Source organism: Streptococcus suis, from assembly GCF_019794555.1.
Taxonomy (GTDB): domain Bacteria; phylum Bacillota; class Bacilli; order Lactobacillales; family Streptococcaceae; genus Streptococcus; species Streptococcus suis_AB.
In genome coordinates this window covers 1-25,349 of record NZ_JAIMEP010000027.1, presented here as the reverse complement: position 1 = coordinate 25,349, position 25,349 = coordinate 1, and the positions used below count along the sequence as shown (strand labels likewise).

Annotated in this window: 22 protein-coding genes and 2 pseudogenes; 19 read left to right on the top strand and 5 right to left on the bottom strand. The window is 36.1% G+C overall.

Going from position 1 to position 25,349, the window contains the following annotated elements; genetic code table 11:
• The 3 genes and pseudogenes from K6V48_RS09450 to K6V48_RS09440 all read right to left on the bottom strand — a co-directional run.
• A pseudogene (locus K6V48_RS09450) lies at positions 1–285 on the bottom strand (site-specific integrase); the annotation flags it as partial.
• An 87-nt stretch (positions 286–372) separates the two neighbouring features.
• Positions 373–618 (bottom strand): MerR family transcriptional regulator, encoded by a 246-nt coding sequence (locus K6V48_RS09445; protein WP_172021778.1) that lies wholly within the window; start codon positions 616–618, stop codon positions 373–375.
• An 88-nt stretch (positions 619–706) separates the two neighbouring features.
• Positions 707–2,041 carry a plasmid recombination protein gene (locus tag K6V48_RS09440; RefSeq protein ID WP_222369314.1) on the bottom strand — a complete coding sequence of 445 codons (1,335 nt, stop codon included), beginning with the start codon at positions 2,039–2,041 and terminating at the stop codon, positions 707–709.
• Positions 2,042–2,862: 821 nt separating this feature from the next.
• On the opposite strand from K6V48_RS09440, the gene pezA reads away from it, so the two are divergent.
• The 16 genes and pseudogenes from pezA (at position 2,863) to K6V48_RS09360 (ending at position 19,336) form a co-directional block, all read left to right on the top strand.
• On the top strand, positions 2,863–3,339 hold the full coding sequence (pezA, locus tag K6V48_RS09435; RefSeq protein ID WP_222369311.1) for a type II toxin-antitoxin system antitoxin PezA: 477 nt from the start codon (positions 2,863–2,865) through the stop codon (positions 3,337–3,339).
• The gene (gene pezT / locus K6V48_RS09430) at positions 3,339–4,100 is read left to right on the top strand and encodes a type II toxin-antitoxin system toxin PezT (protein ID WP_222369308.1); all 762 of its coding nucleotides are present in this window, start codon (positions 3,339–3,341) and stop codon (positions 4,098–4,100) included. The genes pezA and pezT overlap by 1 nt, the downstream gene beginning before the upstream one ends.
• Positions 4,101–4,119: 19 nt before the next feature.
• Positions 4,120–5,493, top strand: coding sequence for an ABC-three component system protein (locus K6V48_RS09425; RefSeq protein ID WP_222369305.1), 1,374 nt, complete (start codon positions 4,120–4,122; stop codon positions 5,491–5,493).
• Position 5,494: 1 nt separating this feature from the next.
• Positions 5,495–6,190 (top strand): ABC-three component system middle component 1, encoded by a 696-nt coding sequence (locus tag K6V48_RS09420; RefSeq protein WP_222369302.1) that lies wholly within the window; start codon positions 5,495–5,497, stop codon positions 6,188–6,190.
• Positions 6,187–8,815 (top strand): annotated as a pseudogene (locus K6V48_RS09415) (ATP-binding protein). The gene K6V48_RS09420 and the pseudogene K6V48_RS09415 overlap by 4 nt, the downstream one beginning before the upstream one ends.
• A gap of 187 nt (positions 8,816–9,002) precedes the next feature.
• Positions 9,003–9,770, top strand: coding sequence for a DeoR/GlpR family DNA-binding transcription regulator (locus tag K6V48_RS09410; protein ID WP_222369300.1), 768 nt, complete (start codon positions 9,003–9,005; stop codon positions 9,768–9,770).
• Positions 9,771–9,974: 204 nt separating this feature from the next.
• A complete protein-coding gene (gene lacA, locus K6V48_RS09405; RefSeq protein ID WP_024410484.1) occupies positions 9,975–10,397 on the top strand; it encodes a galactose-6-phosphate isomerase subunit LacA in 423 nt (140 codons plus the stop codon).
• Between the two features lie 26 nt (positions 10,398–10,423).
• On the top strand, positions 10,424–10,939 hold the full coding sequence (gene lacB / locus K6V48_RS09400) for a galactose-6-phosphate isomerase subunit LacB (RefSeq protein ID WP_018031055.1): 516 nt from the start codon (positions 10,424–10,426) through the stop codon (positions 10,937–10,939).
• Positions 10,940–10,948: 9 nt separating this feature from the next.
• Complete coding sequence (locus K6V48_RS09395) at positions 10,949–11,881, top strand: tagatose-6-phosphate kinase (RefSeq protein WP_222369297.1); 933 nt, start codon at positions 10,949–10,951, stop codon at positions 11,879–11,881.
• A gap of 1 nt (position 11,882) precedes the next feature.
• A complete protein-coding gene (gene lacD / locus K6V48_RS09390) occupies positions 11,883–12,860 on the top strand; it encodes a tagatose-bisphosphate aldolase (protein WP_222369294.1) in 978 nt (325 codons plus the stop codon).
• Positions 12,861–13,048: 188 nt separating this feature from the next.
• A complete protein-coding gene (locus tag K6V48_RS09385; RefSeq protein WP_222369291.1) occupies positions 13,049–13,882 on the top strand; it encodes a PRD domain-containing protein in 834 nt (277 codons plus the stop codon).
• Between the two features lie 130 nt (positions 13,883–14,012).
• Positions 14,013–14,330, top strand: a complete 318-nt coding sequence (locus K6V48_RS09380; protein ID WP_003048451.1) for a PTS lactose/cellobiose transporter subunit IIA — start codon at positions 14,013–14,015, stop codon at positions 14,328–14,330.
• A complete protein-coding gene (locus tag K6V48_RS09375; RefSeq protein WP_222369287.1) occupies positions 14,330–16,009 on the top strand; it encodes a lactose-specific PTS transporter subunit EIIC in 1,680 nt (559 codons plus the stop codon). The genes K6V48_RS09380 and K6V48_RS09375 overlap by 1 nt, the downstream gene beginning before the upstream one ends.
• 71 nt (positions 16,010–16,080) lie before the next feature.
• On the top strand, positions 16,081–17,487 hold the full coding sequence (gene lacG / locus K6V48_RS09370; RefSeq protein ID WP_029175200.1) for a 6-phospho-beta-galactosidase: 1,407 nt from the start codon (positions 16,081–16,083) through the stop codon (positions 17,485–17,487).
• Between the two features lie 64 nt (positions 17,488–17,551).
• Positions 17,552–18,445, top strand: coding sequence for an aldose 1-epimerase family protein (locus K6V48_RS09365; protein ID WP_222369284.1), 894 nt, complete (start codon positions 17,552–17,554; stop codon positions 18,443–18,445).
• 51 nt (positions 18,446–18,496) lie between these two features.
• The gene (locus tag K6V48_RS09360; protein WP_222369281.1) at positions 18,497–19,336 is read left to right on the top strand and encodes a metallophosphoesterase; all 840 of its coding nucleotides are present in this window, start codon (positions 18,497–18,499) and stop codon (positions 19,334–19,336) included.
• Between the two features lie 205 nt (positions 19,337–19,541).
• Here K6V48_RS09360 and rpmG read toward each other — a convergent pair whose 3' ends face one another.
• Both rpmG and rpmF read right to left on the bottom strand, forming a co-directional pair.
• The gene (rpmG, locus tag K6V48_RS09355; protein ID WP_002262412.1) at positions 19,542–19,691 is read right to left on the bottom strand and encodes a 50S ribosomal protein L33; all 150 of its coding nucleotides are present in this window, start codon (positions 19,689–19,691) and stop codon (positions 19,542–19,544) included.
• Positions 19,692–19,706: 15 nt separating this feature from the next.
• A complete protein-coding gene (gene rpmF, locus K6V48_RS09350) occupies positions 19,707–19,889 on the bottom strand; it encodes a 50S ribosomal protein L32 (RefSeq protein ID WP_002937589.1) in 183 nt (60 codons plus the stop codon).
• Positions 19,890–20,154: 265 nt separating this feature from the next.
• Here rpmF and K6V48_RS09345 point away from each other — a divergent pair, with 265 nt between their 5' ends.
• The 3 genes from K6V48_RS09345 (at position 20,155) to adhE (ending at position 25,108) form a co-directional block, all read left to right on the top strand.
• Positions 20,155–20,856 carry a hypothetical protein gene (locus K6V48_RS09345; protein WP_222369278.1) on the top strand — a complete coding sequence of 234 codons (702 nt, stop codon included), beginning with the start codon at positions 20,155–20,157 and terminating at the stop codon, positions 20,854–20,856.
• Positions 20,857–20,969: 113 nt separating this feature from the next.
• Positions 20,970–22,253 (top strand): histidine--tRNA ligase, encoded by a 1,284-nt coding sequence (gene hisS / locus K6V48_RS09340; RefSeq protein ID WP_222369275.1) that lies wholly within the window; start codon positions 20,970–20,972, stop codon positions 22,251–22,253.
• Between the two features lie 203 nt (positions 22,254–22,456).
• Positions 22,457–25,108 (top strand): bifunctional acetaldehyde-CoA/alcohol dehydrogenase, encoded by a 2,652-nt coding sequence (gene adhE, locus K6V48_RS09335; protein ID WP_024392606.1) that lies wholly within the window; start codon positions 22,457–22,459, stop codon positions 25,106–25,108.
• The last annotated feature ends 241 nt before the right edge of the window (positions 25,109–25,349 follow it).

The following is a 25,349-nucleotide window of genomic DNA, read 5'->3' as shown; positions in this document are numbered from 1 at the left end:
CCATGTCTTGTAATTGGTAAACCAAGCTTCGGCAAGTTCTGCAAGATTTGAAACCTTGATGACTGTTTTGACTGTTGAGCCATTAGACTCAAACTCCAATTTTAATTCAATGATTTTTCTATCCAATTGTCGAAGTGTTTTTGCTGTGACAGTTTTGGTAATTGACTTTCCAGTTTTACTGTCAGTACCGATGTATACACCTTTTTGTGAATAGCTGATACTTCCATCTTTTTTCGTATTTTTTATGACTTTTTTGCTTTTGTATTCAATTGTTTCTTTATTCATAATGCCTCATAAAATCGGATAAGTAATAAGGCTAAAATAACAACCCTCGCTGTCTTTTTTGATACCATTATTTTAGCACATTCTTACTTATTTTGAAAGAAAGTCAATAACATCTGATATTTTGTAGAACACAGTTCTTGTATTTTCTATTGGCGGTTCTAATCTTGATAAGCCCTTTCTCTCCCATGATTTCAAAGTATTTGGAGAAATTTTTAATTGTTGTAATAATTCTTTTTGTGTTAATATTGGTAATTGTTTTGTAGCATTTTTCTTTTGTAGTTCTATCAATACCTCTAGTAGCTCTTGAATTTTTAATAAATATTGATTATTCATAAAAAGTTAACCTCTTTCGTTTTTCTATATTTCAGTATGCCAGAATTCGGATTAAAAACAGATGATTTTTGAAAAAGTAGAAATAGCATTAGCGCCACAAATCATTATTGATATGTTTGTCTATACGTTTTTTTAGACTGGATTGTCCCTCTAGATTTGGATCATGTCTAATTTCTTGAAATAAATTGTATTCTTCAGAATCTTTTTGTCGAAAAATATTTTTAAAAGTTTTCCAGAAACCGATGCTTTTGAGAAATTCTTCAGCTTTATCAAATGCTCTCTGAAGTTTATCAAGTACTCTGCGTAGAAACTTATTTTCATGTTTGAGAGATTTATTTTCGTTTTCTAATATCTGATATTTACTTGCCCACTTCTTGTTTATAGCAAGTACCTCGCGGTATTTGTTTTCAGTTTCAAGCCTGCGACTTTCTGCAGTATCGACTCTGTCTTTTAATGACTTTGTTCGCTTTTCAGTCAGCTCTTGTGCCAAATCAAGAGCTTTATCGACAGTATTTTCCACAAATTGTTTTTTCAGCTGATCCTTTAGATTAAGCTTATCCATTTCATGTTTAATTAACTCATTTCGTTCTTCTAGCATTTTATTTTGTTGTGTTAAATATTCTGCTTTTCGTTCCATATCTTCAATGAAATTATCCAATTGATTTAAATGTGTTTCTTTTGCTTTGATTTCTTTGTTAAATTTTGCACGCTCATTTTCAACCTCTTGAATTAATTGTTTGTACTCTCGCATATCTTCGATTTTATTTGTACCGACAATTTTTCGTTGAATATTCAATTTTTTCATGAGTTGTTCAAGTTTTTTAATTTCTTGCTCACGAAATTGAATGAATTGTCCACGGCCACGTTCGGTATAGCCCTCTTGAAATAGAGCTTTAGAAAAACTTGGTTGTTTATTTAAACCATTTTTATACCCAGTAGCAATTGGAATAATATTAAAATGCAAATGTGGTGCACCAGCTTCATCAAGATGGACTACAGCATTGTAAACAAGTAATTGTTTATGACGCTCTTCAAAATCTTTTACATATTGTGCCAATAGATTTCCAACTATTAGTTTATCTTTGTCTGAATAGTTATCCCAATCTTCCTTTGAACCAATCGCGATAACAAATTCTCGTTGAACATCTAATGTTTTCGATTTTTTTACATGATTGAGATAATCTTTAATTTTGCGATCACTTCTCTTTTGTTTTGCATTATAAGCTACAAGGCTTGGCCCAAATTCTTCGTTATAGATATCTTGTATGTTTACTTGTTTGATGTATATGTTAAAAGAACTTTTTCTCCGGTCTATATGCTTGTGGGCAGGCGATTCCCACTCATTTTCTGTAAAGGAACGATTGTTGTGACGAATATTAGTTTTTCTTGGATTCGTCACGAACGAAACTGACATATCAACCATTTTGGTCTCCTTTTTTACTCGACTATAGTATGCCAGATGCGTAGCTAAATAATCGTAAAAATAATGAATTTTTCACCATTTTTGAAAACTCTAGACAAAGAAATAAACTATTCTTTATTAATTTATAGCAATGCAATAGTCTATCTTTAAGTAATACTTGGGCTATGAATGGTAATAAAATGGATAACTAGATAGACCATGGATAGCATTTTCCTGGGCTACCTAGTTATCCAATATTTTTATTGATTCTAGGATGGAAGATTGAAGTGATCCAACTTTTAGTAAAAAATGGGTTATGTAGAATACCATGAATAGCGATTTTATGGAATACCTAGTCATCCATTATTTTTATTGATACTAAGGTGGATGGTTAAAGTAATCCATCTTTGAATAAAAATTGGATATGTATGAAGTCCATTAATAATCGAAAAATGGTCTAAATTTATAAAGTCCATGTTTGACCAATAAATGGACAATGTAGAACTCCATTTTTATTATTATGAAACTGAAAATTCATGCTCGATTGCCCGAATGACGGGCAACAGCGGGGCGCTTTGCTATTCCCCGCTGGCCTAAGTTCGATATTTTTGAGCTGTAAGATAAACAATTGACTTCGATTCAAGATAGCTTTTTGTTACTTTTTGCCAAAAAGTAACGTTTTTGTAGTTTTGACAGACCTGTGGTCCATCAAAACTACAAACGCTCTCCGAGGGGTCTTGCAGACGGCTAATCCAAAAATATGAAAATAAAGAACGCACCAAAAATGGTGCGTCATTATTTTTTGTGCTATAATGAAATTAAATATGAGGAGGTCTTTATCTATGATTGGAGACAATATCAAGTCACTACGCCAGACACATGATTTAACACAACCAGAATTTGCTAAAATGGTCGGTATTTCACGCAATAGCCTGAGTCGTTATGAAAATGGAACTAGTAAAGTTTCAACAGAACTCATCGATCGTATTTGTCAAAAATTTAACGTCTCTTATGTCGATATTGTAGGGGAGGATAAGATGCTAACACCTGTTGAAGATTACCAACTGACTTTAAGAATAGAAGTGATTAAAGAACGTGGAGCAGCCATTTTATCAAAGCTTTATAGATACCAGGATAGTCAAGATATTGCTTTTGATGATGAATCCAACCCTTGGATTTTGATGAGTGATGATTTGGCTGAATTGATCAATACAAAGATTTACCTTGTCGATACTTTCGATGAGATTGAACGTTACAATGGTTATTTAGACGGTATTGAGCGGATGTTAGAGATGGTGCATCATCGGGTGGTGGCTTAATGAGGTTGGAAGAATTTAGTGAAGCTGAGTTTCAGAAGGCTTTACAGCGAACTATTCGGGCTTTAACCCGAGGAAAGACGATCCCAGATCGACCAAAAGCTATCTTGCTTGGAGGACAAAGCGGGGCAGGTAAGACGACTATTCATCGTATCAAGCAAAAAGAATTTCAAGGTAATATCATTATCATCGATGGTGATAGCTACCGTTCTCAGCATCCCAACTACTTAGCCCTGCAAGAAAAGTATGGCAAGGACAGCGTGGACTATACCAAGGGATTTGCAGGAAAAATGGTAGAACAGTTGGTTGATGAACTCAGCACGCAAGGCTACCATTTGCTGATTGAGGGAACCTTGCGTACCACTCAAGTTCCTCGTCAGACTGCTCAATTATTAGCTTCTAAAGGTTACCAAGTTTCTTTAGCTGTAATTGGTACCAAACCAGAGCTTTCTTATCTCAGCACCTTGATTCGTTACGAAGAACTTTATGCCATCGATTCCAATCAGGCCAGAGCAACGCCAAAAGAACACCATGATGGGATTGTAGAGAACTTGGTTGATAACCTAAAGGAGTTAGAAAGAGAGCAACTCTTTGACCAGATTCAGATTTATCAAAGAGACAGGACTTGCATTTATGATTCTAAAACGGATGAAGGTTCCGCAGCAGAAGTGTTACAAGAGTGTCTCTTTGGAAAATGGAGTAAGGTAGAAGAAGAGATGATGAAGGTTGGACAGGAACGGTTGAAGGAGTTTAATAAGGAGTAAAAAATAGGGAGAGATTAATTTGGCGAGTTCGAGTGTTGATCAAAATAGAAACGCAACATCAAGTTGGAGTGGTTATGTTCACCAAGGAAAAGTTGGCTTTTTAGTAGCATTAAGACAACTACGACAGTGTATTGAAACTGGTGTAAGCTATGAGGAGTATAGTATACGGTATGAGAATGCTGAGGATTTTGACATTATTGATAATAACGGTCAAGTATTATCAAGGCATCAAGTGAAAGCATATACTAATGGAAATGAGAGAGAGGCTTACTCAGACCTTTTTAATATACAAACAAGGAAGTTTGAAGGTGGTAAGGAAAAAATAGATACAAAAGGATTTCAGATTCATGAATTTGATGGATCAGGCAAAGCAGTACGAGAGGTGGTACGTTCTGACTGCAGATTTTTACATGTGATTGTAGATGTGCCAGATTTTAAACTATCAAAGGATGATTATTTGGAAAAATATTCTGATCGAACAAAATACACAGATAATGATTCTTGTGTCAGTCTTTATGCGTATAATCAAACTGAAAATCTGTTTTATTGCCCACTGTCACAAGACGATAGTAATGATAAGATTAGAGATTATTGTATAACTGAAATTAAAGAGATTTTAATGTTAGAAAAATCTTCGTTAAAAGATAATAATCCACATTTAAATCAAGTATATCTCAGGTATGTAGGTTCTTTATTAGATCATAGCATTGGACAAGCACACAGTGAATCTGGTTTTCCAGAAATATCTTTTAGAGAAATAATTAATCTTATCACAGAGGAAGTTCCTAAAGATGAAGTATATGAAATGAAGAATACTTTGACTTATAGCTGGGAAAAATATCATCGTGATTATTCAACTGATATTTCTGAAGAGGATTTTAAACTGATGGACAAAATAATCAATCAATTACTTTCTATGTCTAAAGAAAAGTTTTTGGAGTTTGTAAGAATGGTTTTACCTCATGAAAAGTCGGATGAAGATTTTACAAAAATATTTAATATTACTCTCTTAGAACGAATATTCTATTCGTTGATAAAAGATGTTAGAAAATTTTCGTTTAAACATTATAGTTTTTTAGATGATGTTGAAAAAAGTTATAGATTCTCCTTAATTGATATTGAAGAATCTCCTGGTCGTATTGCAACAGTAATTAAAAATATTATTGATAATTCAGAATTTTTAAAAGCCACTTTTAATCATGATTTTCTTATTAATAGGGATATAGATGGGGTTCCCATTGGAGTAAGAATAGATGAATTTGATAGTATGTCAGATAGTAGATATAAAGATGAATGGAATACAGGAATGCAACATAATATTTTCAAACCGAATATGGAATTTATAGGCATTAAGAAAGCAAAAGAAAAGAATTTGAGTGTGCCGGAGGACTAATATGAGAGACATTGTTATAAAATTTTTACAAAATAACCATTTTAATCAGTTGGATACAGATTTTGATTTCTATACGAACTCGCAATACTCAGAGTATTTTATAGTTAGTGAATATAGTCCTAATGAGCTACATAATTTTTTTGATGATGATAAGACTTCACAAGTAATAAAAGAGTTTGAAAGACTGTCTGTGAAATCAGAACACGAGAATATTAAGAAAAATACCTCTCTGTTTATTTTGGTAGAAGTTGATAATTTAAAAGAAGCATTTGAAGATGAAAAAATCCAAAGATCAATATTATTGATAGAAGAGGACTATTACTATTTTAGAAAGTTCGTTTTATTATACACTCAAAATGGGTTATCGGATTTACGAGACAAAACTACTAATGAGGCACTCTATAGTTACTTGGAATCTAATATTGATGCTTTTGAGGAGGATATGTTTTTTAGCGAGTCGTATTTTATGGCGATGGAAATTGGAGTAAAACTACCATTTTTCACACTCCCTAACAGAAATGATATTTATAAAAGTATAGAAAATCAGTATAAGAACGATAAGGATAAATTAGATAATAGATTATTGGAATTCTATACTAAGGTCACTGATGAGAATTTGTCAGAATCACTAAAAGATATTTCTCTTGATGATGAAAATATTTCTGAATTACGAAAAATAGGGGAATTATTACCATGAGAATCAAAAAAATCATAATAAAAAACTTTAAAAACATAAAGGAAACTAGAATTATTGATTTTCAAGAGAATGTAACTTTGTTTGTTGGACCAAATGGATTTGGAAAAACTACAATTTTTGATGCAATAGAGTTATCATTAACTGGGAAAATCCGTCGAATTGAAGAGTCCGATTATAGCGATGGTAGAAGTAGTTTTAGTACTCCTTATTTTCAAAATAATCCTGAGGAAGATACATTTATTGAGCTAACGTTGACAAATGATGAAGGTAGTTCTTTGATAGTATCTAGTCTTTATAAGAGTAGTATGAATGCTGAGGGAAGAAATGTACCAAAGTTTTCATTTTCAAAATTTAAAAGAGCAGTTCGGTTTGAACCTGAATCCCTTGAAGACTTGGATGGTTTGAGTGAAAGAGATATACAAAAGGTCATTAGTCAATTTTTAGGATACGAATCAGAAGATTATAGCTTAGGTGATACTTTTGATTTGTTTCATTACATTCAACAAGATGAAACAGCTTATTATTTGAAGCAAAAGGAGAAAGATAGAAAGGAACAATTGAACTTTTTATTAAATATTGGAAACTATGTTAATAGAAAAAATCGATTAGAGCGTTTAAAAAGTGTTTTAACCTCTAGTGAAAAGGAACTAAAAGCAAAAAAAGATAAGTTAAAAACTTCCCCAATTAAGAACGACACTCCATATTCTAAGTTACCTCTTAGAGCAGATAATGACTTTGCTTTTAATAAAGAATCAATTGTATTTGATGGTGAACTGTCAAACGAAAGTTTAACTATGTATCTTTCAGAAATTGAAAAACTGCAAGGATTTCGGAATTCATTTTCTCCAAAGGATTACTTCCTTAGAAAACAAAGTGAGCAGTTTAAGCGAGAGGTGTTGGATGATAAAGATTTTATTAGTTATTTAATATTTAGAGAAATTATTGAAAATCAGGAGAATATAGAGTATATTAAACAAAATCATAGTTTAATTTCAAATGAAAAAAATTACTCTTATTTTTTACTTAAAAACTATATTGAACAACTGGAAACGTTGGAAAATGATAGTAGGATATTTAAACGTGGAAAAATTCTAGAGAGTCTGCTTGATGTCGAAATTGATAAACTTAATATAGAGTCAATTAAGAATTCTTTAAGTGACTTTTTAGGTTGGGAATTTGGCAAAGTATGGTTTGAAACATTTGATTCCAAGTTAACAAATTACAAGATTAAAAAGGAGCAGTTGGATGATGGAACAGATTCGATTAACAAGTTACTCGAGATAAGAAATCGTCTAAAAGAACATAGTGATAATAAGCATTCAGAATGTGTATTTTGTGGTTATGATTGGATTGAAAGCAAGAATTTACTGCTTGCTTATGAAGAAACAACGCATCAACTACGTAAAAATTTGACTAATTTTGAAATAGAAGTTTCAAATTTGGTTGAAGAATTAAACAAATTAAAAATAGAGTTGCAAAATCAGATTAAAATTGAGCAAGAGAAACTCTTTGTTCTTCCTGATGATTTTTTGGCGGTGATACGATCCATAAGTAATTATGATTTTCCTGAGTCTTTTAGCAATTTAATTGTCATGAACTCAGAGATTACGCCTTTGTTAGTTGATAAGAGTGCTTCCCTACAAAAGTTTGAAATTTTGAAAAAAGAGTTAATAAATTCATTGCAAGAAAAACGGTTGCTTCCAAATGTAGTCTATGGAACTTTCCTTAGAGGTGTAAATAAGAGAGTAGATTTTGAAACACTTTTAGAAAAATATTCAGTTTTAGAGAGAATCTATAAAGGAATTTCAAATTTCGTTTGAAGCCCTACCGATTAACTTGCATAAATTTGAAGAGAATGGTGAGAAGCTTTCAACATTTTTGGATGAGCTTAGATCACAAATAGTATTTGATTATTCTAAAAGTTTAGATTCACAAAATCTATTTGATAAATACTTTGCATCTGATGAAAAAACTTTTGAGGATTGTACTATAGAAAGGATCGGTCAAAAAAGGGAGTATATTATTAATCAGTTTGAATTACAAAGTTTGACGATGTTTAACCAAATTGAGAATCGCCTTCAAATAATCGAACGCACAATTACTTATCTTCAGCAGCGTGTCAGAGAATTAAATAATAATATACAATCCTACCAAGAGCAGATGATTCAAAAGTTAAAGCTTCCTTTTTACATGTATACCGCTAAGATTTTACAAAATTACCAACAAGGAATGGGAGTTCTACTAACAACTCAAAATAATTCTAATATCAGGTTTATAGCAAATAGTAATAGTGAGCAAGATGTGATGTATCAATTGAGTTCTGGACAAATAGCTGTTATTTCGTTTGCTTTCACTTTGGCACTAAATACAACATTTAAGATTTCAAAAGAGTTCAAATTTTTATCAATTGATGATCCGATTCAAGATATGGATTCTATGAATGTATATGCTTTAATTGATTTAATAAGACATTCCTTATCAGACTATCAAATTATTATGTCCACACATAATGATGGCAGTGCTATGTTTATTAAATATAAATTTGAACTATTTTCAGATTCTGAAATTTCAAATGTAGGACTAAAAAATATAAAAAATATCTTATTATTGGATGATGAAGGTTAGCAGTTGATAGATAGCGATTATTAATGAAGAATAAGACTCATTTTCTTCCCTTTTTTCACTAATGTGATATCTTCCAAACGAACGATGCTAGACAATAACCTCAAATCAATTTCGAACAAATGTTCAAAATTCCAACATATTCTTGTTTATTTTTGATATAATGTAAAAAAACAACAAAGGATTAAACATGAATAAACGAGAACGACTAGAAGAAATTACACGATTGGTAAACAAAAAAGGCACAGTTCGAATTTCTGAGATTGTTGAATTGCTAAATGTTACTGATATGACTGTTCGACGTGATTTTATTGAATTGGAAGAGCAAGGTGTCTTAACAAAAATTCACGGCGGTGCTAGAAGTAATAAGGCTTTTCAATATCGGGAATATTCCCATTCTGAGAAACACATTCAAAATAAGGAAGCCAAGCAAGAGATAGCAGAAAGGGCTGCACAACTGATAGAAGATGGAGACACGGTATTTTTAGGTCCAGGAACAACAGTGGCCTTTCTGGCCGAGGCCATTAAAAATCCTCGCCTAACAGTCATCACAAACTGTATGCCTGTTTTTACCATCCTATCTCAAAAAAAGACCGAGGAGTTTCAAGTCTTTCTCCTTGGGGGAGAATATCGCCAAGTGACAGAATCTTTTGTAGGAGAAATTACCAATACAAGTTTAGGAAAAATGCGATTCAGCAAAATTTTCTTTTCAGGTAACGGACTTAAGGGAACTGATGTCATGACCTCCACCCTAGCGGAAGCCTATACGCAAAATATTGCCATTAAACATTCTTTAGAAAAATATCTACTGCTGGATGCCTCAAAAATTGGAAAAGATGATTTTACTTCCTTTTGTGATTTGAATGATGTAACCGCTCTAGTGACAGATATGAATGCAAAGGATGAAAATTACCAATTATTAAGTAACCACATCGAAATTATCACTACAAAATCATAAAGTTATCAAAACCAACAGAGAAATGTTGGTTTTTTGTTTGCATACGAAAAAAATAAACAAAAATAAAACAAAATATGTTGACTTTATGTTTGTTTGAGTGTATAATTTAAACATAAAAAGCGAAAACGCTTTTCTAAGTTTTGCAAAACAAAGATTTTCTGCCAAATATGGCTACAACTTTCTATTTTTGTTAGGAGATAGGTTATGACAATCATTATCGGTGCTGATCCAGCGGGTTCAAAACTAAAAGACGTTATTAAAGATTACTTGCTAGAAAAATCACATGACTTTAAAGATGTCAGTGATGGAAGTGATTTTGTTGATACAACTTTGGCAGTAGTTGCAGAAGTTAATCAAGAGGAAGGAAATCTTGGCATTGTGATTGATGCTTATGGTGTTGGTCCATTTATGACTGCAACTAAAGTCAAAGGCATGATCGCTGCAGAAGTTTCAGACGAACGTTCAGCCTATATGACAAGAGGCCACAACAATTCGCGTATTATTACAATCGGTAGTGAGATTGTAGGAGAAGGCATTGCTAAAAATATCGTTAAAGGATTTGTTGAAGGTGAGTATGATGGTGGCCGTCACCAAATTCGTGTCGATATGCTAAATAAAATGTGCTAATTGTTGTAAACAAAGGAGAATAAGAGATGAAAATTGCAATCGGTTGTGACCACATTGTAACCTACGAAAAAATCGCTGTGGTAGATTATTTGAAAAATCAAGGATATGAAGTATTGGACTTTGGGACTTATGACAATGTTCGTACTCATTACCCAATCTTTGGTAAAAAAGTTGGTGAAGCTGTTGCAAGCGGGCAAGCAGATTTGGGAATTTGTATTTGTGGAACAGGTGTTGGAATCAACAATGCTGTAAACAAGGTTCCTGGTGTTCGATCAGCCTTGGTTCGTGATATGACCTCTGCACTCTATGCAAAAGAAGAGTTAAATGCCAACGTCATTGGTTTTGGAGGAAAGATTACAGGTGAGTTGCTCATGTGCGACATCATTGAAGCCTTCATTAAAGCAGAATACAAACCAACTGAAGAAAACAAACGCTTAATTGAAAAGATTGCTGCAGTTGAAACGCTCAATCAAGAGCAAGCTAATCCAGAGTTCTTTACGGAATTTCTTGAAAAGTGGGATCGTGGAGAATATCACGACTAGGAGGCTCACATGATTTTGACAATCACTTTAAATCCGTCGGTTGATATTGCCTATCAATTGGATACCTTTCATTTGGATACGGTCAATCGAGTAGAAAAAGTTCAAAAAACAGCTGGAGGCAAGGGGCTCAATGTTACACGAGTTTTGAAACAAATCGGTGAAGATGTTGTAGCAACAGGCTTTATTGGCGGTGATTTTGGAAGCTATGTCAAGAAACAACTCACTCAAAATGATGTTAAAAACTCCTTTGTGGAAATTGGTGGCGAAACACGTAACTGTATTGCGGTTCTTCATGATGGCAAACAGACGGAGATTTTAGAGCAAGGCCCAACTATTCATGAACACGAAGCCTTGAATTTTATCGAACACCTTGAAATCATCCTGAACAATGTAGATGTAGTTGTTATTTCAGGAAGTTTGCCTAAGGGACTTGCTAGCAATTATTATGTTGAGATTGTAGAACTTTGTAAAAAATACGGTGTAGCTGTTGTTTTGGATTGTTCTGGTGAGGCGCTGAAAAACGTTTTAGAAAGCCAGCAGAAGCCGACAGTTATTAAGCCGAATACAGAGGAATTATCACAACTGATTGGTAAAGAAGTTACTGATGATATTCAAGAGTTGAAATCAGTTTTGTCTGGTCAACTTTTTCAAGGAATTGAGTGGATAGTCGTCTCATTAGGAGCAAAGGGGGCTTTTGCCAAGCACAACGACAAGTTCTATCGTGTGAAAATTCCAAAAATCAAAGTCGTCAATCCAGTAGGATCAGGAGATTCAACTGTTGCAGGTATTGCAGCAGGTTTGGTACATGCTTTACCTGATGCAGAATTATTAAAAAATGCTAATGTTTTAGGCATGTTAAATGCCCAGGAAGAACAGACGGGTTACGTCAATTTAGAAAATGCAGAATCGTTGTATTCTCAAATCGAAGTCGAAGAGGTATAATATGGTAGTAACAGCAGACAAAAGAAAATACATGGAAAAAGTAAGCAATGAAGCAGGTATTATTTCAGCTTTAGCTTTTGACCAACGTGGAGCCCTGAAAAAAATGATGGCAAAACATCAGACAGAGGAACCCAATGTGAAGCAGATGGAAGAACTAAAGAAACTAGTTTCAGAGGAATTAACACAGTTTTCTTCCTCAATTCTGTTAGATCCTGAATTTGGTTTGCCTGCATCACGCGCCCGTGACGAACAGTGCGGTTTGCTCCTAGCTTATGAAAAAACTGGCTATGATACAAGCTCTACTAGTCGCTTACCAGATTGCCTAGTGGAGTGGTCTGTAAAACGACTAAAAGAAGAAGGGGCAGATGCTATCAAGTTCTTACTCTATTATGATGTTGATGGAGACCCATACGTCAATCTTCAAAAACATGCCTATATTGAACGCTTGGGTTCAGAATGTCAGGCTGAAGGTTTGCCATTCTTCTTGGAGATTTTGAGCTATGATGAAACGATTGAAGACAATGCTAGTGTTGAGTTTGCGAAAGTTAAACCTAGAAAAGTAAATGAGGCTATGAAAGTATTTTCGGATGAACGCTTTGGAGTAGATGTTCTCAAGGTAGAAGTACCTGTGAACATGAATTTTGTTGAAGGCTTTGGAACAGGGGAAGTCGTCTATACAAAAGAAGAAGCAGCCGAATATTTCCGTCAACAAGAAGCATCAACTCATTTGCCTTATATTTATCTAAGTGCAGGTGTTTCTGCAAAACTCTTCCAAGATACTCTAGTGTTTGCACATGAAGCTGGTGCTAAATTTAACGGTGTTCTCTGTGGTCGTGCAACATGGGCGGGTGTTGTGCCAGTCTATATTGAACAGGGTGAAAAAGCTGCGCGTGAATGGTTACGTACTGTTGGTCGTGAAAATATTGAGGGACTTGATGCAGTCTTGTCTCAAACAGCAACTTCTTGGCTAGAAAAATAATTGAAAAAATAACCATTTTCTTAAAAGAAAGGGTTTACATTTTCTGAGAATATGCTATAATAATCTCATCAGCAAGAATAGAGTGGATTGTAACTAATTCGATTAGGCAAGACTACAAATGGATTTGAGAGTAGGATATTCTCGGTTTGTTTGTAGTCTTTTTTTGCTTAAAAATATAGGAGGGATATATGTTTAGGATTATACAGTCACTAAATAATAACGCTGCCCTGGTGAAAAATGAACATGGGGAACAGGCAGTCGTGATGGGATTAGGTATAACCTTTCAAAAGAAAAAAGGGGATTTAATTGTTAAGGACAAGATAGAAAATATTTTTTCACTGAAAAATGATGAAGCCAAAGAAAATTTTCTAACCTTATTAAAAGATATTCCCTTAGATTTTATTTCGGCAACCTACACGGTTATTAATCATCTGGTAGAAACTTATCATTACCCTGTACAAGAATATCTATATGTGACACTGACAGATCATATCTATTGTGCATATCAGGCGGTTTTAAAGAATAGTTATCAAGAAAGTAGGCTACCCAATATTTCAGCCGAATATCCATTGGAATATAAAATGGCGCGTGAAGCCTTAGCTATGTTTCGAGAAAAATTGCTAAAAGATTTTCCAAATGATGAGATTGGTAGAATTGCACTTCACTTAATCAATGCAAAGGGTGAAACAATTCATCCCACTAGTGAAGAACATGACATCAGTAAGAAAATTATTGCCGAGGTTGAACAAATTTTGATAGAGAATGGGATTAAACGCACAAAAGAAAATAGCAATTTTTATGATCGCTTTATGATTCATTTGTCCTATTTTCTGAATTACTTAGATAGATCCCATCAGTCAAATGAATCGATTGCTAGTTTGGAACAGTACATCAAGCTCCAGAATCCAAGAGCCCATCAGGTTGGAAGTCAGATTTTTGAGATGATTACATCATTGGTTGATGAGCCTGTAAATGATAGTGAAAGGTTCTATATTGTGTTACATATTCAACGGTTATTGTAAATCATACTCTTCGTAAATCCAATTCAGACGTTGTTGCCTCAACTTGATGAACTTTAGTTCTATCTACGTTTTTGTCGCCTAGTCTGAATGGTATTTCCATTGAGTACATAAAAAATAGGAGGTTTATATTATGAACAGAGAAGAAATTACGTTATTAGGTTTTGAGATTGTTGCATTCGCTGGTGATGCTCGTTCTCGTTTGATGGAGGCACTGGCTGCGGCTCAAAAAGGCGACTATGCAAAAGCAGAAGAACTAGTTGAAGCTGCTAATGCTTGTATTGTTGAAGCCCACCATGCTCAGACTAGCTTGTTGCAAAAAGAAGCGGCTGGTGAGGATTTAGCCTTTAGTGTGACGCTCATGCATGGTCAAGACCATCTCATGACGACATTGTTATTGAAAGATATGATGAGTCATATGATTGAACTTTACAAACGAGGTGATAAGTAATGAATAAATTGATTGAATTCATTGAGAAAGGGAAGCCTTTCTTTGAAAAGATTTCGAGAAACCCTTATTTAAGGGCTATCCGTGATGGCTTTATCGCAGCCATGCCAATCATCTTATTTTCAAGTATCTTCCTATTGGTAGCATTTGTGCCTAATATCTTTGGTTTTACTTGGTCAGATGAAGCAGTTGCAGCTATCATGAAACCTTACGGTTATACAATGGGTATTGTAGCTGTCTTAGTTGCAGGAACGACCGCAAAATCTTTGACAGATGCGTTTAACCGTCAATTGCCAAAAACCAATCAAATCAACTTCATTTCAACCATGATTGCTTCAATTTCAGGTTTCTTATTACTGGCTTCTGATGGTATTGAAGGTGGATTTGCCAATGGTTACATGGGAACTAAGGGACTTTTGACAGCCTTTCTGGCAGCCTTTATTACGGTTAATATCTATAAGGTCTGTGTGAAAAACAATGTCACCATTCGTATGCCTGAAGAAGTTCCGCCAAATGTGTCACAAGCTTTCAAAGATGTTATCCCTTATGCTCTTTCTATCTTTGTGCTCTATGGCATTGACCTGGCTACTCGTCAGTTAGTTGGTACAAACGTAGCAGAAGCTATTTTGAAATTCTTTGAGCCTTTGTTTACAGCCGCAGATGGTTATGTAGGGATTACGATTATCTTCGGTGCTTATGCACTCTTCTGGTTTGTTGGGATTCATGGTCCATCGATTGTTGAACCAGCTATTGCAGCGATTACATACGCAAATATTGAAACCAACTTCCAGTTATTACAAGCAGGACAGCATGCAGATAAGGTGCTGACATCTGGTACACAAATGTTTATTGTAACTATGGGTGGAACAGGTGCTACCTTAGTTGTGCCGTTCATGTTTATGTGGTTGACTAAGTCTAAACGAAATAAAGCAATTGGACGTGCTTCAGTTGTTCCAACTTTCTTTGGTGTAAACGAACCGATCTTGTTCGGTGCACCACTTGTACTCAACCCAGTATTCTTTGTTCCATTTATTTTAGCTCCAATTGCTAACGTATGGATTTTCAAATTCTTTGTTGATACGCTAAAAATGAACAGTTTCAGCGTTAACTTGCCATGGACAACTCCAGGACCATTGGGGATTGTAATGGGAACAAACTTTGCTCCACTTGCCTTTGCACTAGCTATCTTGTTGGTAGTTGTCGATGTACTTATCTATTATCCATTCTTGAAAGTTTACGATGAGCAAATTCTTGCTGAAGAACAATCAGGGAAAGTTGAAAATAGCTTGAAAGAGAAAGTGGCGGCTAACTTTAATACTGCCAAAGCGGATACTATTCTTGAAAAAGCTGCAGTCGAAACCGAAATTTCTGAACAAACCAATGTTTTGGTACTTTGTGCAGGAGGTGGTACAAGTGGATTGCTTGCCAACGCTCTAACTAAAGCTGCAAAAGAATACGGTGTTCCAGTTACAGCTACAGCAGGAAGCTATGGGGCGCACCGTGAGATTTTGCCAGAGTATCAATTAGTCATCCTTGCACCTCAAGTAGCATCAAACTACGATGACATCAAACAAGAAACCGATGCATTGGGCATTAAACTCGCTAAAACTGAAGGGGCTCAATACATTAAACTCACACGAGATGGTCAAGGTGCTCTTGACTTTGTCAAACAACAGTTTTAATCAAAGGGGGAGGGAGTTATAATCTCCAACTCCTCCCCCTTTATTTATTTTTGATAGAAGAAGGTAGGCATATGGTTAAAACATTACCGAAAGATTTTATATTTGGTGGAGCAACTGCAGCATATCAAGCAGAGGGTGCTACACAGACGGATGGAAAAGGTCGTGTTGCGTGGGACAAGTATCTAGAAGATAATTACTGGTACACTGCGGAACCAGCTTCTGATTTTTATAATCGTTATCCAGTTGATTTAGAACTAAGTGAACAATTTGGGGTAAACGGCATTCGTATTTCAATTGCGTGGTCTCGTATTTTCCCAACAGGCTTTGGAGAAGTGAATCCAAAGGGAGTAGAGTATTACCATAAATTATTTGCGGAATGCCATAAACGTCACGTAGAACCATTTGTAACGCTTCACCATTTTGATACACCAGAAACGCTACATTCTAATGGTGACTTTCTAAATCGAGAAAATATTGAGCACTTCGTCAATTACGCAGCGTTTTGCTTCAAAGAATTCCCCGAAGTTAATTACTGGACAACCTTTAATGAAATCGGTCCAATTGGTGATGGGCAATATCTAGTTGGGAAGTTCCCACCAGGGATTCAGTATGACTTAGCTAAGGTATTCCAATCTCACCACAATATGATGGTTTCACATGCCAAGGCAGTTAAGCTCTACAAGGATGCTGGTTATAGTGGAGAAATTGGTGTTGTACACGCATTGCCAACGAAATATCCTTATGATCCAAGCAACCCTGACGATGTTCGTGCAGCGGAACTAGAAGATATTATTCATAATAAATTTATCCTCGATGCTACATACTTGGGTTACTATTCTGAAAAAACACTTGAAGGCGTTCGACATATTCTGAAAGTGAATGGTGGAGAATTAGACCTTCGTGATGAAGACTTCGTTGCCTTAGATGCCGCAAAAGATTTGAACGACTTCTTGGGCATCAATTACTATATGAGTGATTGGATGAGGGCTCATGACGGTGAGACTGAAATTATCCATAATGGTAAAGGTGAAAAGGGAAGTTCTAAGTATCAAATCAAGGGAGTTGGTCGTAGAGAATCCCCAGTCGATATTCCAAAAACGGACTGGGATTGGATTATCTATCCGCAAGGCCTTTATGATCAAATCATGCGTGTAAAAAATGACTATCCAAACTATAAGAAAATCTACATCACTGAAAACGGCCTAGGCTATAAAGATGAGTTTGTAGATGGTACAGTCTATGACGATGGTCGAATTGATTATGTGAAAAAGCATTTAGAAGTGATTTCAGATGCTATCTCAGATGGTGCCAATGTTAAAGGTTATTTCATCTGGTCCTTGATGGATGTATTTTCTTGGTCAAATGGATACGAGAAACGATATGGATTGTTCTATGTTGACTTTGAGACCCAAGAACGCTATCCAAAGAAAAGTGCATATTGGTATAAAAAAGTAGCGGAAACACAGGTTATTGAATAAAACTAAAACAAGGATGCCTAGCTCAAGTTAGCATCCTTGTTTTCATATAAGGGAGGCAGTTTTTATGCTCGAATTAAAAAATGAGAACTTAACAGTACAATTTTCTGAATTAGGTGGGCAAATTATTTCTATTAAAGACAAGGATGGTATCGAGTATCTTTGGCAAGGAGATTCGACCTATTGGAGCGGTCAAGCACCAGTTCTATTTCCGATTTGTGGAAGTTTACGAAATGATTGGGCTATCTATGAACCTGCAGAAAGACCGACATTTACAGGCACAATTCCGAGGCATGGACTTGTGCGAAAAATGATGTTCAAAAATGTAAATAGTACTGAAAACTCTTTAGAATTTTCTATTTCATCAAACGAAGAAACCGTAAAAAATTACCCTTTTGAATTTGAACTTTCCATTAACTACTCACTACTTGGCAATACAATTCGAACTGAATATCGGGTGAAAAACCTTGAGGGACATAGAAAGCTACCTTACTTTATTGGGGGTCACCCAGGTTTTAATTGTCCCTTGTTGGATGGTGAGAGTTATGAAGACTATTATTTAGAATTTGAAAAAGTAGAATCTTGTACAGTACCTAGAAGTTTTCCAGAAACTGGCTTACTTGATCTGCGAGACCGCCGGCCATTCTTGGAAAATCAAAAGACCTTGGACTTGTCCTATAAACTGTTTGAGCATGATGCCATAACATTGGATCAATTAGCATCACGAAAGGTAACCTTGAAATCAAAAAATCATCAGAAGAAACTTTCGATTGCATTTGATGATTTTCCATATTTAGTGATTTGGTCAACTACAAATCAGAGTCCCTTTATCGCATTAGAACCATGGAGCGGACTCTCTACTTCATTGGAAGAATCTGATATTTTCAATGCCAAACGAAATATTAGTTACGTTGCTCCAAAAGAGGTTGATACAAAATATTTTGATATTATTATTGAGTAGCCTTTTGAAAATGTTTGTTCGTTACAGAAATTTGGTAAAATAGTTCGAATAATGAAAAAACTAAAAAATATTAAGCCACGATGGTTTGTTTTTATTTGTATCCTAATTTTTCTTGCTTTAGGTTTTGACGTTCGGCTTCAAGTAACTCATTACAGGCTTGTCAGCCCCAAAATATCTCAGCCAATCAGACTTACTCTAATTACTGATTTACACTCATCAAATTACGGTAAAAATCAGATACAAATCTTGGAAACATTAGAGAAAGAAGGCCCAGATATCATTTTATTAGGTGGAGATATTTTTGATGATGAACTTTCTGACAGAAAAACTCTAGAATTGTTAAGCGGGCTAGTAAAATTTAATCATACTTACTATGTGTCAGGTAATCATGAAATATGGAGTAATCGATATGATCAGATGCTGGAACATCTGAGACAACAGAATGTGGTCGTATTATCTGGAAATAGTAGTAGAGTTGATGTAAGGGGGCAGTCTATCACTATTTCAGGCATTGATGATCCTGAATATTTTCAAAAGTATGATACTAGTGAGAGTTTGCTAGACCAACTTGAAGACATAAAAGGGAAGCAAATAAGCACTGACTTTCAAGTTTTACTAGCGCACCGACCAGAACTAATTGATACTTATCAAAAGTATGGATTTGATTTAGTGTTATCTGGTCATGCGCATGGAGGACAATGGAGAGTGCCTTATTTGGTTAATGGTGTATTTGCGCCTAATCAAGGTCTTCTTCCGAAATATGCAGGTGGTTTATATGAAGTTGAAAATTCGTATTTTATTGTAAGCAGGGGTCTGGCCAAAGAATCTACACGAGTACCAAGATTCTTTAATCGCCCAGAAATTATCATTGTCGATCTTGTTAATCCGTAACTTCACTTCTTTCTAATCACTCAAAAACCCACTGACTTAATGAGCCAGTGGGTTTATTACTTATCCGAATCAAAATCTTATTTCAAAAAAAGGTAGTGAAAAAGGTAGTGATTCGACTGATTTGTACTGCAATGTAATGAAAGTTCATCTTTCAAAAATCGCTTAAAATCAAGGTTTCTACCGTCTATTGACGTGTAGTGAATCCCTATTTCACCTCAGTAAAAATCACGTGTTTACGCAATTTTGGTGAGTATTTTTTCAATTGAAGACGGTCTGGAGTGTTACGTTTGTTTTTTGAAGTAAGGTACAAGCGTTCACCAGATTCTTTGTGTTCAAGTGTAATATTTACGCGCATGGTATCTCCCTTCTATTATTCAGCTGAAGCAGCCTTAGCGATTTTACGTCCTTTGTAGTATCCTTTCAAAGATACACGGTGTGAACGTGAGTAATCTCCAGTAGTTTCATCAAATTTCACAGTTGGAGCTGCTACTTTATAGTGAGTACGACGTTTGTTTTTCTTCGCTTTTGAAGTGCGACGTGCAGGTACTGCCATTTCTATTTTCCTCCATTAAAATACGAGAGCAAAGCCCTCTTTAAATCTAAAATTTATAGTATGACTTTCGTCAACTTTAACAGTATATCAAAACTTCTTTGTAAAGTAAAGTTACTTGACAGATATTTTTAAAAATTTTATTCACAGTAAATTCCCACCTAGAGAAAGTTTGCTATAATATTCAAAAAGAAAGAAAATTCACTCGAAGACATATATATAATAGTTATAGGACGAGTTCCAATTATTCAATATGAAGGAGAACTGTATGAAAACAGTTGGGAAGTTTTTTGCGAAAAAGTTGGCTAGCCTCTTGGTCTTGTTGCTAGTTTTAGGTATAGGGATCTTCTGGTTTAGAAATAGTATTCTAGCATGGTTCCAAGGGACCCACAAGGTTCAATATGAGTCTGTCATTAAGAAGTTTGAAGCGGAAAGCAAGTTGGTTGTGGCAGGTGCCGAGGTGGATACAACTGCCAACCATACTTTTGATAATAATAATCTGCAAGAATGGCCAGACTGGACAGAACCGATTACCAAGCTCTTTGTAGGACGTGAAATGTCTGTTGATATTCCTGTGCAGACAGAGTTCAAGTTGGTCTTGGAAGGGATTGGTCAGTCAGATGTCCAGATTCAAAACAATACTTTAACCTTCAAGAAACCTGTTCATGTCGAAGTTGATTCTCAGCAACATGGAGAAATTAAAATCAGCGATAATAGCAATGGTCTGCTGGACAAGGCGGTCGATGCCTTCACTTCTGGACTAAAGGCCCAGGAATTTCTAAATGAAAAATCCCAGGAAGCCATTTACAAGACAAGTGAGAAAGTATTGAATGACGCGGAACGCAAAGAAAAAGTAGCGGCCTTTGCTGAAGCAGCCTTAGAAAACCTCCTCAATCTCAATTCAGAAGAAAAACTTGAGGTTGAAATCGAAGTGGCCGACTTGAATTTCCAGATTGTAGATAAGAAATAGCTTTTTAAACAAGGTTGTGTAAGTAGGCACGGCTTTTTGTTTGCTCTGCCATTTCCAAAAAAGCCCAAAATATGATAAAATAAGGGGCAATATTTAGAGAAATGAGAAAGCCCATGAAACTACAAAAACCAAAAGGGACGCAAGATTTACTTCCACAGGACTCTGCCAAATGGCAATATGTAGAAAATTTCGCACGTTCTATTTTTAAACAGTATAATTTTTCGGAAATTCGCACACCTATCTTTGAACATTACGAAGTAATTAGTCGCTCTGTTGGCGATACCACAGATATTGTGACCAAGGAAATGTACGATTTTTACGATAAGGGAGAACGTCATATTACTCTTCGTCCAGAAGGCACAGCGCCCGTTGTTCGTTCTTATGTAGAAAATAAGCTCTTTGCTCCAGAAGTGCAAAAACCGGCAAAATTTTACTATATGGGGCCCATGTTCCGATATGAGCGTCCGCAGGCGGGGCGTCTCCGACAGTTCCATCAGATTGGTGTAGAGTGCTTCGGCTCAAATAATCCAGCAACAGATGTAGAAATTATTGCCATGGCTTATCATTTCTTTGAAGAGTTGGGGATTAAAGATGTTCGTTTGCATCTCAATAGTTTGGGGAATCCAGAGAGTCGCGCAGCCTATCGCCAAGCCTTGATTGACTATCTGACACCGCTCAAGGATCAACTGTCTAAAGATAGCCAGCGCCGTTTGGAAGAAAATCCTCTCCGCGTGTTAGACTCAAAAGAAAAAGAAGACAAGGTTGCTGTAGAAAATGCACCATCCATCTTGGACTATCTGGATCAGGAAAGTATAGCTCACTTTGAAGCAGTCAAGTCTATGCTAGATAATCTGGGCATATCATATGAAATCGACACGAATATGGTACGTGGTCTAGACTACTATAACCATACTATTTTTGAATTCATGACCGAAGTAGGTGGCAGTGACTTGACCATCTGTGCTGGCGGTCGTTATGATGGATTGGTTAGCTATTTTGGTGGTCCAGAAACACCAGCCTTCGGCTTTGGCATGGGGATTGAACGTCTGATTCTCGTACTTGAAAAGCAAGGGATTGAGCTTCCGATTGACACCCAGATAGATGTTTACATAGCTGTTTTAGGTCGAGAGGCCAATGGCGGAGCGCTTGAGTTGGTTCAAGCCATCCGCAAGCAAGGGTTCCGAGCAGAGAGAGACTATCTTGACCGCAAGCTCAAAGCCCAGTTTAAGTCAGCAGATGTATTTGGAGCCAAGACAATCATTACCTTAGGTGGTAGTGAAATCGAATCAGGTCAAGTCGTGGTGAAAAATAACCAGACTCGACAAGAGGTTGAAACAAGTCTTGAAATAGTTAAAACAGAATTTGCTAGTATTTTAGAAAAAATAAGTGAAAATTAGTGTTATATCCTATGATAGTGTATTGATGAGCCATCTTTGAAAGAAGATGGTTTATCAAAAACGAAAAATGAAAGCGCTTTATTCGGGTTTCGCGAAAAAATTGTGAAAAAATTAACAAAAATGCTTTACAAAATTAAAAAGTTATTGTATTATAAACATGTGAAAAAATTAACAAACATCTGTTTTGTAAATGGAGGACTAAAATGGCTGAACAGAAAGTAGTATCACCTGAAGAAAAATTGGTGGCAGCTCAAAAACATGTTGACGAACTTGTTCAAAAAGGTTTGGTAGCCTTGGATGAGTTTCGCAAATTGAACCAAGAACAAGTTGACTACATCGTTGCGAAAGCATCTGTGGCAGCGCTTGACGCTCATGGTATCTTGGCAGCACACGCTGTAGAAGAAACAGGTCGCGGTGTCTTTGAAGACAAAGCTACAAAAAACTTGTTTGCATGTGAACATGTTGTAAATAACATGCGCGGTGTAAAAACAGTTGGTGTTATCGAAGATGATCCTATTACTGGTTTGACAAAAATTGCAGAACCTGTCGGTGTTATCTGTGGTGTTACTCCAACAACTAACCCAACCTCAACAGCTATTTTCAAATCACTTATCGCACTTAAAACTCGTAACCCAATCGTATTTGGTTTCCACCCATCTGCACAAGAATCTTCTGCACATGCAGCACGTATCGTTTATGAAGCTGCTGTAAAAGCAGGTGCCCCTGAAAACTGTATCCAATGGATTACTGAGCCATCTATTGCTGCTACAAATGCACTCATGAACCACGATGGTATCTCAACTATCTTGGCAACAGGTGGTAATGCAATGGTACGTGCAGCGTATTCATGTGGTAAACCAGCTCTTGGTGTTGGTGCAGGTAACGTTCCAGCATATATCGAAAAATCTGCAGATATTCGTCAAGCAGCTCACGATATCGTTATGTCTAAATCATTTGACAACGGTATGGTATGTGCGTCTGAGCAAGCAGTCATCATCGACAAAGAAATTTATGATGAATTCGTTGAAGAGTTTAAATCATACAAAACTTACTTTGTTAATAAAAAAGAAAAAGCACTCCTTGAAGAGTACTGCTTCGGTGTAAAAGCAAATAGCAAAAACTGTGCAGAAGGTAAATTGAATGCTGATATCGTTGGTAAACCAGCTGCATGGATTGCGGAACAAGCAGGCTTCAAAGTTCCAGAAGGAACAAATATCTTGGCTGCTGAATGTGCTGAAGTTGGACCAAATGAGCCTCTTACACGTGAAAAACTTTCTCCAGTAATTGCTGTATTGAAAGCTGAAGACGTAGAAGATGGTCTTAAAAAAGCTCGTCAAATGGTAGAGTTCAACGGTCTTGGACACTCTGCTGCAATCCACACTAAAGATGAAGAACTTGCAAAACGTTTCGGTACTGAAATGAAAGCAATGCGTATTATCTGGAACTCACCTTCTACTTTTGGTGGTATCGGTGACGTTTATAATGCATTTATTCCATCATTAACACTCGGATGTGGTTCATATGGACGTAACTCAGTTGGTGATAACGTATCTGCTATCAACCTTCTTAACATCAAGAAAGTAGGGAAACGTAGAAATAATATGCAATGGTTTAAAGTTCCTTCAAAAATTTACTTCGAACGTAACTCTATTCAATACCTTCAAACAGCAGAAGGCCTTGAACGTGTTATGATCGTAACAGACAAATCAATCGAACGTCTTGGTTTTGTTCAACGTGTCATCGATCAATTGAATGCTCGTTCAAATCAAGTGACTATTCAAGTCTTCTCAGATGTTGAACCAGATCCAGATATTACAACAGTTGAACGCGGTGCTGAAGTAATGCGTGCGTTCCAACCGGATACAATTATTGCGCTCGGTGGTGGTTCACCAATGGATGCTGCTAAAGTAATGTGGCTCTTCTATGAACAACCAGAAATCGACTTCCGTGACCTTGTTCAAAAATTCATGGATATCCGTAAACGTGCCTTCAAATTCCCATCATTGGGTCAAAAAGCTAAATACATCGGTATCCCAACTACATCTGGTACAGGTTCAGAAGTAACACCGTTTGCCGTTATTTCTGATAAGAAAAACAACCGCAAATACCCACTTGCTGACTACTCATTAACACCAACAATTGCAATCGTAGACCCAGCATTGGTAGAGTCAGTTCCAGCCTTCATCGCAGCTGATACTGGTATGGACGTATTGACTCATGCGACAGAAGCATACACTTCTAACTTTGCGAACGACTACACTGATGGTATTGCCCTTCAAACAATTAAGTTGGTATTCCAATATCTTGAAAAATCAGTCTTGACTGGTGATCCAGAAGCACGTGAAAAAATCCACAACGCTTCTACAATGGCTGGTATGGCTTTTGCAAATGCCTTCTTGGGTATGAGCCACTCTATGGCCCATAAGATTGGTGGTCGCTTCCACACAGTTCATGGACGTACAAACGCAATCTTGTTGCCATACGTTATCCGTTACAATGGTACTCGTCCGTCTAAGACAACTACATGGCCTAAGTACAACTACTGGAAAGCGGATGAAAAATTCCAAGACATCGCTCGTATGTTAGGTTTACCACATTCTACTCCAGAAGAAGCTGTTGCAGCTTATGCTAAAGCAGTTTACGAATTGGGTGAAAAAGTTGGTATCAAGATGAACTTTAAAGATCAAGGTATTGACGAACAAGAATGGAAGAAATACACTCATGAATTGGCTCTTCTAGCATATGAAGACCAATGTTCACCTGCTAACCCACGCTTGCCAATGGTAGCAGATATGGAAGAAATCATGAATGACGCTTACTACGGTTACAAAGAACGTCCGGGTCGGATTAAATAATATCTTTCCTTATTCGTGCAACAATTTTTGAAAGTACCTTCTCGGAGATAATTAGTTTTGCCAACTAAAACTGGCTGATAGGATTGAGGTTGCTAAGTTGATTCTTAGCTACCTCAATTTTTTTATGTGACTTTTAGTCCGTCACGCTCCGTAAGGTGCGTGACAAATAAACCACCCGCTATGCGGGTGCGCGACGAAGGTTATACCAAAAAAGAACTCCAAACGCGATACAATAAAGGTG